General features: G+C 65.4%; 13 protein-coding genes. 9 read left to right on the top strand and 4 right to left on the bottom strand.

Annotated features, from left to right (window positions below; translation table 11 throughout):
* Positions 1 to 17: 17 nt before the first annotated feature.
* Together ABFE16_12280 and ABFE16_12275 are read left to right on the top strand one after the other, a co-directional pair.
* The gene (locus tag ABFE16_12280) at positions 18 to 1037 is read left to right on the top strand and encodes a Gfo/Idh/MocA family oxidoreductase (protein MEN6346067.1); all 1020 of its coding nucleotides are present in this window, start codon (positions 18 to 20) and stop codon (positions 1035 to 1037) included.
* Between the two features lie 57 nt (positions 1038 to 1094).
* Positions 1095 to 2432: a TldD/PmbA family protein gene (locus ABFE16_12275; GenBank protein ID MEN6346066.1), complete on the top strand. Its 1338-nt coding sequence runs from the start codon at positions 1095 to 1097 to the stop codon at positions 2430 to 2432.
* Positions 2433 to 2531: 99 nt separating this feature from the next.
* Here ABFE16_12275 and ABFE16_12270 read toward each other — a convergent pair whose 3' ends face one another.
* The 3 genes from ABFE16_12270 to ABFE16_12260 form a co-directional block, all read right to left on the bottom strand.
* The gene (locus tag ABFE16_12270) at positions 2532 to 3293 is read right to left on the bottom strand and encodes a sugar phosphate isomerase/epimerase family protein (protein MEN6346065.1); all 762 of its coding nucleotides are present in this window, start codon (positions 3291 to 3293) and stop codon (positions 2532 to 2534) included.
* Positions 3294 to 3366: 73 nt separating this feature from the next.
* Positions 3367 to 3996: a hypothetical protein gene (locus ABFE16_12265; GenBank protein ID MEN6346064.1), complete on the bottom strand. Its 630-nt coding sequence runs from the start codon at positions 3994 to 3996 to the stop codon at positions 3367 to 3369.
* Between the two features lie 96 nt (positions 3997 to 4092).
* A complete protein-coding gene (locus ABFE16_12260; GenBank protein ID MEN6346063.1) occupies positions 4093 to 4980 on the bottom strand; it encodes an ARMT1-like domain-containing protein in 888 nt (295 codons plus the stop codon).
* A gap of 232 nt (positions 4981 to 5212) precedes the next feature.
* Between ABFE16_12260 and ABFE16_12255 the strand changes: the two genes are divergently transcribed.
* The 7 genes from ABFE16_12255 to ABFE16_12225 all read left to right on the top strand — a co-directional run bounded on the left by ABFE16_12255 (position 5213) and on the right by ABFE16_12225 (position 16805).
* Positions 5213 to 5842 carry a ThuA domain-containing protein gene (locus ABFE16_12255; protein ID MEN6346062.1) on the top strand — a complete coding sequence of 210 codons (630 nt, stop codon included), beginning with the start codon at positions 5213 to 5215 and terminating at the stop codon, positions 5840 to 5842.
* A gap of 224 nt (positions 5843 to 6066) precedes the next feature.
* Positions 6067 to 9204, top strand: coding sequence for a hypothetical protein (locus tag ABFE16_12250; protein ID MEN6346061.1), 3138 nt, complete (start codon positions 6067 to 6069; stop codon positions 9202 to 9204).
* A gap of 254 nt (positions 9205 to 9458) precedes the next feature.
* The gene (locus tag ABFE16_12245; GenBank protein MEN6346060.1) at positions 9459 to 10256 is read left to right on the top strand and encodes an IclR family transcriptional regulator; all 798 of its coding nucleotides are present in this window, start codon (positions 9459 to 9461) and stop codon (positions 10254 to 10256) included.
* Positions 10257 to 10274: 18 nt separating this feature from the next.
* Positions 10275 to 12752, top strand: coding sequence for a hypothetical protein (locus ABFE16_12240; protein ID MEN6346059.1), 2478 nt, complete (start codon positions 10275 to 10277; stop codon positions 12750 to 12752).
* 49 nt (positions 12753 to 12801) lie between these two features.
* On the top strand, positions 12802 to 14259 hold the full coding sequence (locus ABFE16_12235) for an L-fucose/L-arabinose isomerase family protein (GenBank protein MEN6346058.1): 1458 nt from the start codon (positions 12802 to 12804) through the stop codon (positions 14257 to 14259).
* A 130-nt stretch (positions 14260 to 14389) separates the two neighbouring features.
* The gene (locus tag ABFE16_12230; protein ID MEN6346057.1) at positions 14390 to 15544 is read left to right on the top strand and encodes a uroporphyrinogen decarboxylase family protein; all 1155 of its coding nucleotides are present in this window, start codon (positions 14390 to 14392) and stop codon (positions 15542 to 15544) included.
* Between the two features lie 103 nt (positions 15545 to 15647).
* Positions 15648 to 16805, top strand: coding sequence for an exo-alpha-sialidase (locus ABFE16_12225; protein ID MEN6346056.1), 1158 nt, complete (start codon positions 15648 to 15650; stop codon positions 16803 to 16805).
* A gap of 19 nt (positions 16806 to 16824) precedes the next feature.
* Here ABFE16_12225 and ABFE16_12220 read toward each other — a convergent pair.
* A partial coding sequence (locus ABFE16_12220; protein MEN6346055.1) for a sulfatase/phosphatase domain-containing protein occupies positions 16825 to 17631 on the bottom strand: 807 nt, incomplete at its 5' end.

Raw genomic sequence — 17631 nt, 5'->3', positions numbered from 1 at the left:
CCTGAGGAGCATCCTGTATGGCTCGGCCCTCCTGTGTCGTTGTGGGCGCCGGCGGCATCTCGAACGCCTGGTTCCCGCCGCTGATCAAGGAAAAGGTGCAGGTGCGAGCCGTCGTTGATCTGCGGCCGGAGGTTGCACAGGCCCAGCTCGCCAAGTACGGGATCGACACGGAGGTCTCGACCGATCTGAAAGCCATGCTGGTCAAACACCAGCCGGACTTCGTGATCGACCTCACCATTCCCGAGGCGCACTGCGAGGTTACCTGTACCGCCCTGCGAGCCGGCTGCCATGTGGTCAGCGAGAAGCCCATGGCCGCGACCATGGCTCAGGCCCGCAAGATGGTGAAGGTGTCGGAGGAGACCGGCCGGCTGTACATGGTCAGCCAGTCGCGCCGCTGGGACAACCGCCACGACCGCGTGCGGCGGACCGTGGAGGCAGGTCGGATCGGGCAAATCACCACCGCCAACTGCGACTTCTACCTGGGAGCCCACTTCGGCGGCTTCCGCGACGAGATGCCCAGCCCGCTGCTCCTGGACATGGCGATTCACCATTTCGACCTCGCCCGGTTCTTCCTGCCGGGAGTTGATCCAGTGTCCGTCTACGCGCTGGAGTTCAACCCGCAGGGCTCCTGGTACAAGGGCGATGTGGCCGCCACCTGCGTATTCGAGATGACCCAGGGCATCGTCTTCACGTACCGCGGGAGCTGGTGCGCTGAGGGCTGCCATACGAGCTGGAACGGCGACTGGCGGCTCATCGGCCAGCAGGGCACGCTGCTGTACGATCACGATCAGGACCCCTGCGGGCAGGTAGTGGCCGGCGACACGGGCTTCAACCGACCGCTGAAGGACCTCAGAGTGTCCACGTCGCCGCTCAAGTACCCGGGCATGCACGGATCGCTGCGCGAGATGCTCCGGTTCCTGCGCACGGGTGAGGTCCCCCAGACCGAGTGTCACGACAACATCAAGTCTCTGGCGATGGTCCTGTCGGCCATCGAGAGCGCCCGGAAGGGCAAGAGGATCGAGGTACGCGCGCTGTAGCCACAACCCGTCAGCGGCGCTTGCCGCAGCCAAACCACGTTTCACCGGGAGTGCATCATGTCATCCCTTGTTGATATCGCCCAGCTTGCCGTCCAGTCCGCCATGAAGTCCGGAGCCGAGTGGGCTGATGCCGTCGTCGCCTCCGGTCGCAGCGTCGGCGTGATCGTGGAGAACACCAGCATCCGCGAATGCGAGGTGGTCCGCGACTACGGCATCGGTGTCCGCGCCTTCTTCAGGGGCGGCATGGGCGCTGCAACCACCACTACTCTGAGCGAAGCGGCAGCCCGCGAGGTGGGTCAGCAGGCGGCCGACATGGCCAGGGCCACCCACGGCGACCCGGACTTCAGGAACCTGCCGGAGCCCCAGCCCTACCAGGAAGTGCCTCTGCTCTGGGATGATGCAGTCGCGGGCCTTCCTGCGGAGCAGGTAGTCGAGTGGTGTCAGCGGGGGATCGAGGAAGCGCGGGAGGTCACGCCGGACCTGGCGCTGTCCGGTGACGCCGGTCTCGGGTGTGGCGAGCGAGCCATCGTCAGCTCCACGGGCGTCTCCCTCTACACGCGCAGCACCGAGGTCAGCATCAGCTTCATGGCCGTGGTCATGAAGGGCGAGGATGTCGGCGCGTACTTCGAGTACGATGTCGCGCGCCAGATGGCCGACTTCAAGCCTGAGGGTGTGGGGAAGATCGCTACCGACCAAGCGCTCAAGTTCCTCGGCGCAAAGCACGTCGGGAAGGCCCGGATGCCGCTGGTGCTTGGACCCATGGCGGCCGCGAGCCTCATCGGCTCAGCCATCGGCGCCGCCAATGCCGAGGGGATTCAGCGCAAGCGGTCCTTCATGATCGGCAAGGAAGGGCAGCAGATTGCCTCTCCCCTGCTGACGGTGTGGGAGGAGCCCTTCGTTCCGGGTGGTCTCGCCTCCCATGGGGTCGATGCCGAAGGTACGCCCAAGCAGCGCCGAGCTCTCCTTGAGAAGGGCGTGCTGCCCAGCTACCTGCACAACTCCTACACCGCGAACAAGGCCGGGGTTCCGAGCACGGGCCATGCGATGCGTGGCGGCTACTCACCCGCCGTGGGCATCGGCTACGGCAACGCGCAGATGGAGCGAGGCGACAAGACGGAGGCGGAGCTGATCGCCGGGATCGACGAGGGACTGTATGTGAACTCGGGCGGCCTGCAGCCCGAGTCAGCGACGGGCGACATCTCGGCCACCGTCGACTTCGGCTTCAAGATCGAGAAGGGGCAGCTAGCCTATCCCGTCAAGACCACGATGATCGGCAGCGATGTCTTCGAGATGCTCAACAACATCACGGCGGTCTCCAGCGACTACCGCGAGGAGCCTGGGACCATCGTCCCCAGCGTTCTCATCGACGGCATCATGGTGATCGGCGGCGCGTAGGCGGTCCGCCGGCAACCCGACACGAATAGCGAAGACGGCGGCCCCGGGAAGGGCCGCCGTCTGTGTTTGCGATGGCTGTAGTCGTGGACTGCTGCAGGGCTACTCGGTCCACTCGCTCCAGAGCAGGCGGTAGTACTTCATCAGCCGCTCGGGCTCGCAACTCTCCGGCATCTCGGTCAGGCAGAAGCCGTCGAAGTCGACCTCCTGCAGCATACTGATGAGCTCGAAGTAGGGGTAGTCCTCGTACAGGTCGTGGATGTGGCACTCGCGGACTCTGTGGACGAGCGGGGTAAGGTACTCCTGGATGGAGTCGTCCTTGATGTCGGCCTGGTTGCAGTTCCAGCACACACCCACGAGCGGGTGGTCGGCGACCTCCATGATCCGCTGGATGTAGGGCGGATGGCTGGTCCCCGGCCCGTGCACCTCAAGCCACAGCTCGATCCCGTAGGGCTCGGCGATCTTGGCGCAGTCGAGGAGCGCGTTGCCGATCTGCTCCAGCGTTTGCTCCTTGCTGATGCCCTTGTCCTCGGCGAAGCCGTTCGGCCGGACCTTGACGCCGATGGCGCCCACGTCCTTGGCCAGCTTGATGAAGTCCTCGGTGAGCTTGATGTTCTGGCGGACGACCTCGGGATCGGCCGAGTGGTACTCGCAGACGGTCCCCAGGCCGCACAACACGACTCCGTTCTGCTGGAACTTGCCCTTGACGGTGGCCCGCTCCTCGGCGGTCAGGCTCGGCTCGACGCCATGAGCATGCGTGGTGCGTAGTTCGACGCCCTCGAAGCCGGTCTTGCGGCACATATCCAGGAGCTGGTCAAGGTTCCAGTCTTTGGCAAGGTTGTAGGTTACAGTCCCCAGTCGCATGGGAAGCCTCCCTCGGCGTTGTCACTCAAGCCTCGGGTTCTTCCCCGTCAGAGCATCGCGTACCTTCCGGCGATCAGCGAGGGGCCTGCCTGGGAACGGGATGAGTCGGCGAAGGCCTTGCGCCGCCCGCGGGAGCGGCCTTGGTAGCAGCACCCTTCTCTGCCCTGGTGGCGCCGGCGTCGGGAGTCTTGTCGGCCTCGGCGTTGGCCGCCTCCTGGTTCACGGCCTCCACCTTGATGGGCTGCTCCAGCTTGCGGCGACGCTCATCAGGCTTAGGCTTCTCCGGGGCCTTCGGAGCCGGAGGCGGCACGTCCATGTCGGGACGACAGACCTGACAGGGCCTATAGCCCCGGGCCTTGAGCTCTTCCCTGCTCATGGTCGTGGGCTTGATGCCCGTCTGCCCGGCAACCCGCGGGCAGGTCCACCAGTGGTACTCGCCGGCCTGCTCGTCGACGACATAGCGGTACTGGACGCGGGTATCGGCGACGCGTTGGAGGCCCTGCAGGAAGCCGGCGTCTCCCGAGGGAGCGGCCTGGGCCTGCGGTGCAGACGGAGCTGCAGCAACGGGCGCCGGTGCGGTAGGATTTGCAGGGGGAGCTGTAGGGCCGGCTGGGGCCGGCGGGGTCGCAGAGCGACACCCACAGATCAGGAGGGCGCACACAACGGCGAGGAGCATACAGGCTTTTGCAGTGAGGGCGGGCATTGCGACCCCTTCCTCGGCACAAAGGTGCGACCAGCGACCTTGGTCGCCTGGTGGCAGTTTACCACAACCGGGCTGAGTGTAGGCCTGCGATGAAGGCTATCCTCGGGCCTCGCCGGCACGCTTCCGGGCCGACGAATGAGACACCAGAACAATATCGCCGCACTGGGCCTGCAACTCGGAGGCGACCTCGTCGCACTTCACCTTCAGTAGGTACCAGACCTTGTCGCCCTCGGGGCCCAGTTCGCTGACGGTCTCGAAGTTGGCGTGGCCCTTGGAGATGACCAGATCGGCGGCGGCGAACTCCTGTCGGGCCTGCTCGCTCACGATCCCCCAGGGGAAGCCGAAGTAGTTCGACCCCGTGTCTACGACGCGGCAGAGGTCCGTCAGGCCGACCTGCTCGGCATCTTCGAGCATCGCATCATTGACGATGGGACCGGCCTTCACCATCAGGGCGACCCTCTCGGGGCCGATGACCTCTACGAGGAGCCGGTCGAAGACGATCTCGCCGCAGTTGTCCGCAAGGTAGAGCACCGACCGGGCACGGCCGAGGGCAGCGCGGAAAGCCTCCAGCTCTTCCACATCGAAGCCGCGGTCAATCTGCTTCACGATGTCCTCGACGAGGTCAAAACGACTCGCGATGGCAAGGTCGATGATGTTGCCCGCGACGGCGAGCAGCAAGGCATCGCGCAGGGGATCGGCGCTGTGGGCAAGACGCTCCTTAAGGGCCGGGTACAGCTCCAGTGCTGCCTCGTTGGACTCGGTCTTGAGGCGATGGTAGGGGTCGTGAACGCCGCTCAGCTCACGGCAGAGCTCGAAGGCGACCTGCGAGTGCTCCCCGGGAGTGAGCGTCAGATCGACGCCGGTGTAGCGGCGCATGGTCTCATCGAGGATTCGGCGCTGCAACTCTCGATCGTCAGTGCACTGGACGGCAGTATTGTAGGCCTGCGACAACATGCAGGGGATACAGGCATTTCGGGCCTTCATGACGGGACCTCGGAAGAAGACGGGGAGCAGCAAGAAGGGCATGACCCCGCGGCGCAGTGATCAGAGCGATGGGCTTGGAGAGACCCACGTCGCAAGTATACCACGCTGCACCTGGAGACGGAAGGATACCGCCGCCCTATGGGGAAAGGTGTTTGTTCAGCGAGACCACTGCATCAACACTAAGCCGAGGATGCCGGGGCTGACGGCCCGCGGCACGATGGAGAGGGAACCCATGAGGAAGGCACTCGTTGTCCAGGGCGGCTGGCAGGGCCACGAGCCCGGACCGGTCTCTGAGATTCTGGTCGAAGCTTTGCGCAAGAACGGCGTGGACGTCACCGTATCCGACACCCTCGACTCCTTCAAGGACGAGGCGCTCATGCAGTCGCTCAGCCTGGTGGTCCCGATCTGGACCATGGGTGACATCAGCGGCGACCAGCTCAAGCCCCTGCTGGAGGCGGTGAAGAATGGCTGCGGGATCGCCGGCGTGCATGGTGGGATGGGCGACGCCTTCCGCCAGCAGACCGAGTTCCAGTACATGGTCGGCGGCCAGTGGGTCGCGCATCCCGGTGGCGCCGGCATGACGTACAAGGTCCACCTCCTCGACCCGTGGCACCCGCTGACACAGGGGATCGACGATTTCGAGATCACCTCGGAGCAGTACTACATGCACGTGGACCCGGCCAACTGCGTCCACGCGACCACCATGTTCGGCTACACGGCCATGCCGGTCATCTGGACCAAGAGCTACGGCAAGGGCCGGGTGTACTACTGCTCCCTGGGCCATGTGGCGGAGAACGTGCGCATGCCGCAGGTGCTGGAGCTTGTGACGCGCGGAATGATGTGGGCGGCCGCGGGCAAGTAGCGGCTTTCCGACAGACAAGGCATTTCCTCTCAACAGCCACTCACGGGGCCTGGTCACAGCAGGCTTTGGAGTGGCTGTTGCGCGTGTTAGGACCCTGACACCAGGTGGCAGGGTCCGGCCGAATTGGCATCTTCCAGGTGGCAGGATTCCGGCCCTGGACTCCGAAGGAGTAACCAGTCATGGTCTGCACCCCGGGGGGCTGAGGGATGGGGAGGTTGAAGGGCATGGTGCGACAGAGCGGCTTTGCCCTGGAGCATGGAAAGGGGTATCTCGTCGGAGGCGGGCACCAACGCGCCTCCAGCCACTACCGCAAGTGGTTTCTGGTCGTAGTACTCTTCATCGCCCTTCTGGTGTTCCTGGCCGGCAAGGCGCATCCTTCTTCTTTCACCTCGGTGACCTCCTGGTCACCCCTCGGTTTCCTGAATCCGCTGTTCGGTCAGCCACTTCCACCACGCAGAGCGCCAACGCGAGTCGCACCCCTGGCGGGACTGCCTCAGCCGGTGAAGGACCGCCAGAGTCTGCTCGCGGTCAGCCAGCAGACGGGTCTGAGCCCGAGTACGGTTCTGCTGCGTGCTCAGCAGGCGGAGCTGGCACCGCTGTTAGGAGCGAAGGGGACAGACGCGAATTGCCTGCGACTGGTGCAGGCGCTTGGCATTGAGCGTCCGCAGGACCTTGCCCGCTACAGGGGCCAGGAGCGCCGCCTGACACTCATGGCGGGCGCCTGGGCACGAGGCTTCGGCTCCCAGGCGCCGACGGAGCAGGAGGTGGCAGCCTGGATCGCGGCCGCTCAGGGCAAGACCTCAGCGCTGCCTGCGGTGAGTACGCTACTTCCTGAACTCATGCCCAAGGCTGCGCCAGCGCCGATCCGAGATGCGTCCTTCGGAGCGGAAGGTGACGACGTGCCTCTCGGAGGTGGCGGTATCACCCTCTCCGCGGCACCGACCGGCGGCGGCCTGCCCGCGATGCCGACTGCTGGCCGCCTGTCCGCAGCACCGACCAGCGGCGCCCTCTCCGCGGCACCGACCGCCACGGCCGGAGGTCCGCGGCCAAGAACCTTGCGCGGAACGCCTGGGACGGTGGCGAGCCCGGTTCTGGTAGGGGCGCTGGCTGGACCGGCGGTGTACATCCCCTCCGGGCAGAACTCCTGCTCACGACAGTTCCCTGTGGCCAAGGCCGGGCTGTACCGCGCTGTGGTCACACTCATCAGGCCTCGTGGGGTGGCCTCGCTCAAGTGGTCGGTGGAGAAGCCACAGATCGCGGTGCAGGTCCAGATACCTTCGCCCACTGTTGGGGGACCGCTCGTCAGGACCACACCCTTCGATGCACCCCAACCACCGACGGCCACCGTGACGGTGACCGGCTGGACGCCCCTGGTCGCCGGCGACAAGCAGATTGAGTTCATCGAGGAGCCACGGGCCTACTATGCCTACTTCTGGGTGTCGAAGGAGGAGGTCCCGACCACGGGCAGCCTGCGGTTCACGCTGGAGATTGTCACCAACCTGGACAAGCAGGTGCAGACCGGCGGCATCGACAATGTCGAGCGCCTGGTACCTGCCAACGGACCTGTCCAGGGCACGCTGGCGATTGCCGAACAGGCGATCCTGCGTCCGGGGCTGGACAAGCCCACGATGCTGAGCTTCTACAACCGCCAGAACCCACCCGAGAGCGGCCCGCCGCTGTACGTATGCGAGGCGGCCTTCCAGCCGAACTACCCGACACACAAGGATGGCACGCCCGCGAGTCTGGATATCGTTCTGAGCTCTCGTGTCGGCGTCGAGCCCGTGGCCTGGCCCGACCTGGAGGTGCTGTGCAACGACGAGAAGCTGAGCCCCGAGGTGCGCGAGTATGGAGGCGAACTGCGCCTGCGGTGTCCGGCGGCCAAGGTCGGCAACTACAGCGTGCTGCTGTCGACCGACCCGGTCAGCCTGGCGAAACTGCGGACGACCGGTCTCACCTACAATGGCAACTACTGGACCGAGATGGGGTCACTGGAGCGGGTGAACCTGGACTTCGACAGCCAGGCCGGCGGTCTCCCCTTCTCCTATGTGGCTGAGCTGCGAGCGCTGGAGGTCAGCGACCAGTCGGAGCCCGACGACGACGACATGGACGACGGCGACGGGGAGTTCCACATCTGCTCGACGGTCTCGCGACTGCGCACTCCCAGCATGGGAACGACTCCCGAGGAGCAGGAGGACATGATCGTCGCCGGCACCAAGGCCTCGGTCGTGCAGGACGGCTGGCCAACCTGGGGCGGTTCGGTTTACATCCGCCAGCTTCCGGCACCGGACAAACGGAACATCATCTTCCCGCGCTGGCCGGTGGCGCAATGGACTGAGAACGACCTCAAGCAGTACAACCGGATCGGGGTCTCCTTGAGCATCCTGGAGGAGGACTATCCCTCTACCTGGGCCCAGATCAAGATGCTCTTTGAGGTTCTGAATCGGCTCGGACGCATCCTCGTCAGCGTCTGGAAGGGCGACCTCATGGGCGCAACGGAGGCCTTCGTCGAGCACATCTACAAGACCGCGACCGGGATGCAGTTCGAGAAGGTCAGCGACACCTGGGACAACATCGGCTACCCGGCCTACGTCTTTGACAACCAGCGCTCCGCGACCTTCAGCGGCGACCCCAAGATGGAGTCGGTCGCCGTGGAGCCGATCGGACCGGGCGACGTCAATGTTAGCGCTTTCCAGCCTGCGGAGGGCGGCTGGGAGACGGCCATGGTGCCCGGTGGTGGTGGACACTGGGCCAAGGCCAGCCTGCTCATAAGGAAGGTGCCGACCTACTGGGTGAAGTCCAGCATCCACATGCTCAGCTTCACCCTCAGTGACAATCTGCACACCGACCCCAACGCCTCGGGTGAGATCTGGGTAGTCAAGGAGCCGATCATCCGCGTCGGGCTCTATGACAACCGGTTCCTTGGTTCGACGGATGACAAGGAGATTGCCCCCTACGCCTGGGCGCACAATCCCGCGATCGTCAGTGCGAGGGCCGGTGAGAAGGTCGCGGTGGACAAGGACCAGCCGCCCTGGCAGGTGACCAGCGACGCAGAGGCCTACCTGCCTGGCGCCTGCTTCTACTGCGAGTGGCACATCTTCGACAGAGATCCGGGGGTCGCGCAGAGCATCTTCCGCTTCAACCGCACCTTCCACTACGCCGACTTCGTCAAGAACGCTGCGCCAAGCGCTGCGCAGGCAACGGACATCCTGCGTGACCTCGACCCAGTGACCGGGCAGTACAAGACGAGGGTCCGCTACTACCGGCAGGGCCCGTACTACGTCGGCTACTTCGTGATGGATGACCCGGGCGGGTACCTGAAGCAACTGGAGCTGAAGGTCTACGTGAAGTTGTTCGGGGCCTAGGGCGATGGGCAACCCACGCTGTCGATGCCCGTAGCCGGTGGCTACGGGCATCGGTGTTTGTGGGGCACCGACCCCACGGGCTCTCTTCACGGCCCCTCACCCCAGCCCTCTCCACGCGGTGGAGAGAGGGAAAAGGCAAGGGCGAAGGACAGACGGCAAGGGCACCTCACCCCGTGGCTGGGGCCAGTTCACAGACTGGTTGACAGACATGCTGGCGGAAGGTATTGTACCGGCACACTGAACGACGTTTATTGATGATGAACACTATCCAGGCTGTGGATCGGGCGCTGAGACTACTCCAGGAGGTCGCTGCACGAGGCGACTGGGTCGGCGTGCGTGAGCTTGCCCGTGCCACCGACCTCAAGGCGCCGACTGCCCAGAACCTGCTCAAGACGCTCCAGGCCAAGGGGTTCCTGGAGTTCGATGAGCGGACGCGTGGATACCGGATCGGCCTGGCGGCACTGCGGCTGGCCGAAGCTGGGGATAGCCTGTCGCGCCTGGCCGACTTCTGCCGGCCGCACATGGACACGCTCTACGAGCGCTTCGAGGAGACCGTGGTGGCGATGACCTGGACCCGGGGCCGAGCGCAGGTAGTCCACTGGCTGCAGTCGGAGCACCCGCTGGCGGTGGTACATACGCAGCGGGCCATCGACCACCCGCACCTCATGGCGACCGGCTTGCTGCTTCTCGCCTATCAGTCCCCCGAGGCCCAACTGCGCTACGCAGAAGGAGAGCCCCTGGCCGGACCGGGCGAGTACACGCCGTCCACCGTGGAGGAGTTGCTCGACCTGCTGCACGAGGTTCGCCGGGAGGGCTATGCCCAGACCGAGAACGCGCAGGGGACGGGGATAACCGCGGTGGCTGCGCCGGTGTTGGACGCAAGGGGAGGCCTGGTGCTGGCGATCGGCTGCAGCGCACCCACAACCCGACTTGACGAGAACCGCCTCCAGCAGATGCGAGAGGCTGTGCTGGAGGCGGCAGGCAAGATGACGGACAAGCTGACGCACGGGGACAGAGGGGACCCCGGAAGCGATCGGCGACCAACTTCGTGAGGGAAGGAAGACCTGTCCATGTCCCTGAAGAACGTGACGCTGGAGGTCAGTCTCAAGCCCTTCAACGACGCCTCGGAGGAGGCCACTCGCGAGACGTCTCGGCGGATGTTCCGCCAGTGGCTGCCGCTGGTTGAGCATGCCGACACGGTGTCGGTGATGCTGTGGACCGCCGACGGCTCGGAGATACTGGACTACGGCGGCGATCTGGACGCCACCTTCGAGTGGTGCTACTGGATCGGCGGCGCGAACCCAAGGGCCGCCAATCCTGCCGATCCGGAGGGGATCGCCCTCCACAGCCGGCCCTATCTGTTCACCGAGCATCCCCGGCAGTTCACCTACGGCGACCTGAAGCGGCTGGTGGAGATACTCAAGGAAGTCGGCACGGAGGTGACCGGCAAGCCGGTGCGTGTCGGCGAGACCTTCGACCCCGGCCCCGAGTTCGCCAAGTCCTCCTTCAAGTACGAGCGGCACAACGAGATCTGCGTCGGCGGCACGATGGGGACGGCCAGTTTCGTGTGCTGCTACGGCGAACTGAAGGGCGACAAGGAGCACTACGCAGGATTCCCGGAGGGCATTCCTGAGGGGACCACGATCGGCACCTTCCTGGGTCGACAGTCGCAGCACTTCCTGACCGACCTGGGCTTCGACTTCCTGTGGCTCTCCAACGGCTTCGGCTTCGGCATGGAGACCTGGGCCCTGCGTGGTGCGATCTTCGACGGCAAGAGCTTCTCCCCCGCTCGCTGCGAGGAGGTCCGCGACAAGATCCTGGGGTTCTGGCACGACTTCCGGAAGGAGTGCCCGGACTTCGCACTGGAGACCCGCGGGACCAACCTGAGCACCGGCATGGACCTGTCCTCGGACGCTGCACCCCTGAAGGACATCTACCGTGGCGGCTTCGGGATGGAACCGCCACCCAACAGCCCCTGGGCGGCCCTCAATGGTGACTTCGGCCTGGAGCTGATTGGCTGGATGTCGCACATTGCGGAACTCCCGGCGGACAGCTACCCCTTCCGGTTCTACACCCATGACCCGTGGTGGAAGAACAGCCCCTGGCTCGACCGCTATGGTCGTGAACCGCACGACATCTTCCTGCCCATGTCGGTGTCGCGGCTGCGGGCCGACGGCAGCACGCACCTGCCTTCGACGATCAACTTCCTGAGCGTGGATGACTCCTGGGGGAAGATGCCGGAGGTCGTGCCGCGGGAAGTCACCTGCCACCTGCTGAACACCCTTGAGACCGCTCCTGACCAGGCCGCGCCCCTGGTGTGGGTGTATCCCTTCGACGAGTACCACGACATGGTCTACGGCAAGCCGACGCGCATCGACGAGGTGTTCTTCGGCGACTGGTTCATGCGGGGCGCAGTCAACAACGGGCTGCCGCTGAACTGCGTCATCAGCACGGGCAACTTCGTGGAGGCGCTGAAGACGAATCCGGCCGCGCTGGCCTCGTCGCTGTTAGTGAGCCCGGTGCCTGAGGCCGGGTCGGAGTGGTCGCAGGCGATCCTGCGCTTCGTGGCTGAGGGCGGTCGGGCGCTGCTATATGGCCCGGTGCGGTACGCGGAGGACGAGTTACTGGCGGCGCTGAATCTGACGGTTGCTGAACCGATCGAGGGGGACTTCGAGCTGAGCTTCGCCGAGGAGGCTGAGCCGCTGAGCACGGAGGTTGGCACGCGCACACTGTTCCACCCGGGGCTGTTCAGCGCCGGTGGGATGGAAGCGGCTGTGAAAGAGAGAGACGAGCAGACGGTGGAGCTTGCCGTCGCGACGCAGGGCGGACAGCGGCGGACGGCGGCGCTGGTTCGTGAGTTGCCGCAGTGGAAGGGCGGACGAATCGCCTGGGTGCGTGGCACCGTTTCCTGCGACCCCGAGCGGACCGGCGGGCACCTGCTGATTCCGCTGGCGCTGGAGAGGTCGTACCCCGGTGAGCGGCTGATGAGAGTAGCCCTGGCGTCGCTGGGCTATGAGATACTCCTGAGCAAGCCGACGCAGCAGGAGTTCGCACGCAACTTCGAGGGCAACTCGCCGGAGCTCAAGTGCCCGCTGGTGTGCGTGTCGCGGCACAGCAACGGCTTCGTCTTCGCCGGCTACACGCCCAACACCAATGTCCGGCTGAGCCTGCGATTCCCGCAAGGCGCACCGCTGCTGACGGGCTATGAGACGACGCTGGTGGAGGGACGCTCGACCTATTCGATGCCTCGCGCGTGGCGCAGAGAGTGTCGGGTATTCGTCGAGCAGGAGTCGGGAGAGGTCGGCTGCATGCTGCGCTCGGCCTCGGAGGTGCTGGACAAGAACATACGGCTGGCAGTGTCGGGGCTCAAGCAGGCCACGGTGCGCTTCTACCCGGAGGAAGGCACCAGGGACCGGGTGCAGATGCTCATCGACGCACGCTACCCGTACCTCAAGGGCAAGGCGCCGGAGGTCACCTGGCACAGCGACCGCCTGGGCGAGTACCTCGAGGCACAGGACGTCACCGGTGAGCTTCTGATCTCGTGGTAGCAGACTGCGGCAGGAAAGCCCTGACCCAGGACACTGGAGGAGACAAGCGATGCAGGTACCGAGACGAAAACCACTGACTGCCCGGGTCGGCGTTCTCGCCGTCGGCCACCGCGTGTACTGGGACCAGTTCGCGGGGCTGCTCGACGAGCTGATGGCGAAGGTACAGGTGCTGGTTGGCAAGCTCAGGGAGCAGGGAGTCGAGGCCGTCAGCTTCGGGATGGTGGACTGCGCCGAAGCGGCGTACCGAGTGCTGCCGCAGGTCAAGGCAGCGGACCTCGACGTGCTGTTCGTGGACATGGTGACCTATGCTACGTCCTCGACCTTCGGGGTGCTGGTGCGCGAGCTGAACCTGCCGGTGGTGCTCGTTGCGCTCCAGCCACTCGCAGCGATGGACTACGCCCACGGCAGCACCTACATGCAACTGTGCAACGACGACTTCTGCTCCGTGCCGGAGTTCACCGGCGTCGCTCTGCGGATGGGGAAGCGGGCACCGGAAGTGATTCTGGGGATGCTGCATGATGATCCGCAGGCCGAGGCCGACCTTGCCCGCTGGTGCCGGATTGCGCACGTGTTGCATGATCTGAAGCGGGCGCGCATCGGACATATGGGGCACGTCCTCGAAGCGATGCTGGACATGCACACCGACCCGACGGCGGTGACGGCGGCCTTCGGGTGCCACGTGGTGCAGTGTGAGCCCGACGACATTCTGCGCCACTACCTGACCGCCGAGGAGGCGCAGGTGCAGGCCAAGCAAGCGGAGATCCTGGGGTTCTTCGACACGCCCGACCCGGTGTCTGATCCGGTGACGACCCGGCTAACGGAAGCGGATCTTGCGACCGCGGCACGGGTCTCGGTGGCCCTGGATGCCTTCATTGCCGAGCGTCACCTGGACGGGCTCGCGTACTACTACGAGGGCACTGCCGGCACGCCCATGCGGACGGTGGTGACGAACCTGATCGTGGGCAACTCGCTGCTGTGTGCGGCGGGCTTCCCGATGTGCGGCGAGTACGACCTCAAGACGTGCCTGGCCATGCTGATCATGGATCGGCTGGAGATCGGCGGGAGCTTCGCCGAGTTCCACCCCATCGACTTCGAGCGCGACACCGTGCTGGTCGGCCATGACGGGCCGCATCATCTCAACATCGCCGAGGGGAAGCCGGCGCTGCGGAGCCTGCGCAAGTACCATGGGAAACCGGGCTCCGGGGCGAGTGTCGAGTTCCAGATCAAGGAAGGGCCGATCACCATGCTGAGCCTCGGTGTGACGGCCCAGGGCAAGTTCAAGTTCGTGATTGCTGAGGGGGAGTCGGTGCGCGGACCGATCCCGCCCACGGGCAACACCAACACGCATGGACGATTCGCCCCGGAGGTGCGCACCTTCCTCAAGCGCTGGGTGGCGGAGGGCCCGACGCATCATTTCGCGCTGGGAATCGGCCACCATGCGGCCGACCTGGTGGCGATCGCTGAGTGTCTGGGAATCGAGTGCGTGGTGGTGACGCCGAGGGAGTGAAAGGCACCTCACCCCCTTTGTCCCCCTCTCCACGCGGTGGCGAGGGGGAACGACAACGGAGAAAGGCAAAGGCACTGATGGCGGCGAAAGGGGCGCTCATCATGTCCGCGCACGATCTGGAGGGAGACCGATGACACCTCGCGAGCTTACCCTGAGCCTTCTGCGCTACGAGCGCGCGCGGCCGATCCCGGTGGTGCACTTCGGCTACTGGACCGAAACGCTCGCCAAGTGGGCGGCCGAGGGACACCTGACCGCCGAGGAGGCACGAGGGTTCTCCGACGGCGGCCCGATGGATGTGCAGATCGCCAAGAAACTGGGCTTCGACTTCAACTACTTCACGGTCTTCAACTTCCGAACGCCGCTCCTGCCGCCCTTCCCCACTGAGGTTGTGGAGGAGTTGCCCGACGGCTCGCGCAAGATCCGCGACGGCAACGGAACCGTCCTGCTTCAGAAGCCCGGCGCCGGCAGCATCCCCATGGACTTCGACCACCTGCTCAAGGACCGCGCCTCCTGGGAGGAGTACTTCCTGCCGCGACTGCAGTACAGCCCCGAGAGGTTCGTGAAGGCCCCGGTGCTGCGCGGTGAGGAGACCGTGCCCTTCGGCGCAGGCGGCCGTGAGTACCTGGTCGAGGACACGCGCGAGAACCTGTACGGTCTGTACTGCGGGAGCCTGCTGGGCGAGATCCGCAAATGGATCGGCCTGGAGGACCTGTGCTACCTGCAGGTGGACGACCCGGGGCTGTTCCGCGAGATCGTGGAGGTGAATGCCGGGATGTGGCTGGAGACGGTGCGGGCGGTCCTGGAGACCGGCGCTCACTTTGACTTCGCCCACTTCTGGGAGGACATCTGCTTCAAGAGCGGTCCGCTGATCTCGCCGGGGCTGTTCGCGGAGGTCGTCGGGCCCCACTACCAGCGCATCACAGAACTCGTGGCCGGGTATGGGATTGACATCGTATCGCTGGACTGCGACGGGAAGATTGACGCGCTGATTCCGACGTGGCTGGAGAACGGCGTCAACACCATGTTCCCGATTGAGGTCGGGACCTGGGATGCCAACCTCGCCCCATGGCGCGAGAAGTATGGACGGCAGATTCGGGGCGTGGGCGGGATGAACAAGACCATCTTCGCGCGGGACCGTGCCGCGGTTGATGCCGAGATTGAGCGGCTCAAGCCACTGGTCGATCTGGGCGGGTACATCCCATGCCCCGACCACCGAATCGCGCCGGATGCGGAGTGGGACAAGGTGCGCTACTACTGCGACCGGATGCACGAGGAATTCGCCTGAGTCCGGAGGCCTGCCGATGCTGCAGAACCGCAGGTGTCCACCTGTGCCACGGACGGGTTTGCGCTGCGTGCTCGTGGCTGCGGCGCTCGGGTGGCTCGGTACCATGCCTGTGGCCTTCGGCGAGGGACTTGCCAAGAGCGAGGTCAGTGACATGATCAGCCAGACTCTCGGCGCCGCGAGCAGTGCGGGAGCGCCCAGGATCGAGCGCTATCCGCTGTGGGAGGGTGTCTCGCCTGACGAGACACAGGCGCCGATAGTGGCCGGGGTTCGCTACTTCGACATCAAGAAGCGCGAGCCGGAAGTGGATGGTTACGACTGGCTGCACGGCGTGGCCCTGCAGTTCCACGATGGCGTCCTGTTCGCAAGCTGGGGCAATAACCGTGGCCTGGAGAACACGCCGACGGAGGTCACGCGGGGCTCACGGAGTCTCGACAAGGGGCAGACCTGGACTTCTGCCGAGATGATTGAGCCTGGTGGAGAAGGCCTGGGCTCCAGCCACGGCGCCTTCCTGTCCCGCGAGGGCAAGCTGTGGCTCTTTGTCCCGCGTTTCGGCAAGGGCAGCGGGCAGTTCCCGGGCCTGCGCATGGAGGCTTTGTGTCTCGACGAGGAGACGGGCACCTGGGGAAACGTGGGCACGGTGGCGCAGGGCGTCTGGCCCCTGCAGACGCCCGTGAAGATGACCGACGGGAACTGGATCGTGGCAGGCTGCGACGAGAACTGGCGTGGCGTGGTGGCGATCAGCCACGGCGACGACCTGCTGCACTGGGACACGGTGAGACTGCCGGTGGCCGGTCGCGTCTACACCGAGGCAACCGTCTGGGTCGAGGGCCCCGAGGTCACGGCTGTCATGCGCAATGAGAGCCCGCTCGAGCAGGGGTTCATCGGCGCTGCGGTCACTCTGAGCCACGACGGCGGACGGACCTGGAGCCCGTCGAGAGAGAGCAACTTCCCGCTGGCAACCTCCAAGCCCTGCGCCGGAGTGCTCAGCACCGGGCAGCGGTACCTGCTCGCGAATGTCTGTGTCGCACAGCCTCGCTCACGACGGACGCTGGCAATCGCGGTGAGTCGGCCAGGAGAGAGAGCGCTGTGCCGTCTGTACCGTATCGAGACGGTCGATGGCGCCCTCGCCTACCCCTATGCGGTGGAAGCTGACGGCTACCTGTACGTGGGCTACTCCCGGGCTCCGCGAGGTCTGGGAGGCAACCGTAACGACGCACGGCTGGCGGTGCTTCCGGTGGCATCGCTCTCAGCGGAGCCCTGATCCGGGCAGCCTTCCGGTGTCAGCGTCCCGGCGGAATCGGCAGCGGCAGGTAGTCGCGCTCCAGGATCATCCACTCCTGCATGATCCCCTTTAGCTCCCGCTCCAGGGCAGCGTTCTCCTTCGTTCCAGCGAGGTTCTTGAACTCCCACGGGTCGGCCTGCAGGTCGTAGAGCTCGAACATGGGTCGCGTTGGCGAGAAGTAGATTCGCGACATCTCCGGCGTGAGCTGCCCGGCCGCGTTCATCGCCTGCAGCTCCTTCCAGAAGGCATCGCCGCCGAAGTCCACCGGCGCATAGGGGATCTGCCACAGCGCGTTGTAGATGAGCTTGTGGGTCCTGGTCCGCACACAGCGTCCGAGGTCGAAGGCGGCGCTGTTGCCGGGCAGCCCAGAGCCGTGAGCTCCGCGCTCGGAGAACAGATGGGTGCGGCCCGTGAAGGGTCGGCCGAGCAGCAGGTCGAGGAAGCTCTTGCCGGTGATGGACTCGGGCACCTGTGCTCCGCCCGCCTGCAGGAAGGTCGGTGCCAGGTCCTCGCCGGAGATGAGCTCGTCGGTGCTGGACCCGGGCTGGATCTTGCCGGGCCAGCGCGCCAAGAGGGGTACGTGGATGCCGAACTCGTAGAGCGTGCCCTTGCCCCGGAACTGCGACGCACCGTTGTCGCCCATGAAGAGCACGAGGGTGTTGCTCGCCACACCCCGCTCGTCGAGGGCCTGCATCACCTTGCCGAAGTCTGAATCAAAGCGGGCGATCTCGTCGTAGTAGCGAGCGAAGTCCTCGCGGACCAGCTTCGTGTCCGGGTAGTGCGCGGGTAAGGTCAGCTTCGTCGG

Source organism: Armatimonadia bacterium (genome assembly GCA_039679385.1).
Lineage (GTDB): Bacteria > Armatimonadota > Zipacnadia > Zipacnadales > JABUFB01 > JAJFTQ01.
The sequence above is the reverse complement of the archived record's forward strand: the minus strand, read 5'-3'. Positions and strand labels throughout refer to the sequence as shown.

Coding starts and splice junctions, on each gene's coding strand:
- ABFE16_12280 (MEN6346067.1), top strand. CDS start 18: ATGGCTCGGCCCTCCTGTGTCGTTGTGGGCGCCGGCGGCATCTCGAAC.
- ABFE16_12275 (MEN6346066.1), top strand. CDS start 1,095: ATGTCATCCCTTGTTGATATCGCCCAGCTTGCCGTCCAGTCCGCCATG.
- ABFE16_12270 (MEN6346065.1), bottom strand. CDS start 3,293: ATGCGACTGGGGACTGTAACCTACAACCTTGCCAAAGACTGGAACCTT.
- ABFE16_12265 (MEN6346064.1), bottom strand. CDS start 3,996: ATGCCCGCCCTCACTGCAAAAGCCTGTATGCTCCTCGCCGTTGTGTGC.
- ABFE16_12260 (MEN6346063.1), bottom strand. CDS start 4,980: ATGAAGGCCCGAAATGCCTGTATCCCCTGCATGTTGTCGCAGGCCTAC.
- ABFE16_12255 (MEN6346062.1), top strand. CDS start 5,213: ATGAGGAAGGCACTCGTTGTCCAGGGCGGCTGGCAGGGCCACGAGCCC.
- ABFE16_12250 (MEN6346061.1), top strand. CDS start 6,067: ATGGTGCGACAGAGCGGCTTTGCCCTGGAGCATGGAAAGGGGTATCTC.
- ABFE16_12245 (MEN6346060.1), top strand. CDS start 9,459: ATGATGAACACTATCCAGGCTGTGGATCGGGCGCTGAGACTACTCCAG.
- ABFE16_12240 (MEN6346059.1), top strand. CDS start 10,275: ATGTCCCTGAAGAACGTGACGCTGGAGGTCAGTCTCAAGCCCTTCAAC.
- ABFE16_12235 (MEN6346058.1), top strand. CDS start 12,802: ATGCAGGTACCGAGACGAAAACCACTGACTGCCCGGGTCGGCGTTCTC.
- ABFE16_12230 (MEN6346057.1), top strand. CDS start 14,390: ATGACACCTCGCGAGCTTACCCTGAGCCTTCTGCGCTACGAGCGCGCG.
- ABFE16_12225 (MEN6346056.1), top strand. CDS start 15,648: ATGCCTGTGGCCTTCGGCGAGGGACTTGCCAAGAGCGAGGTCAGTGAC.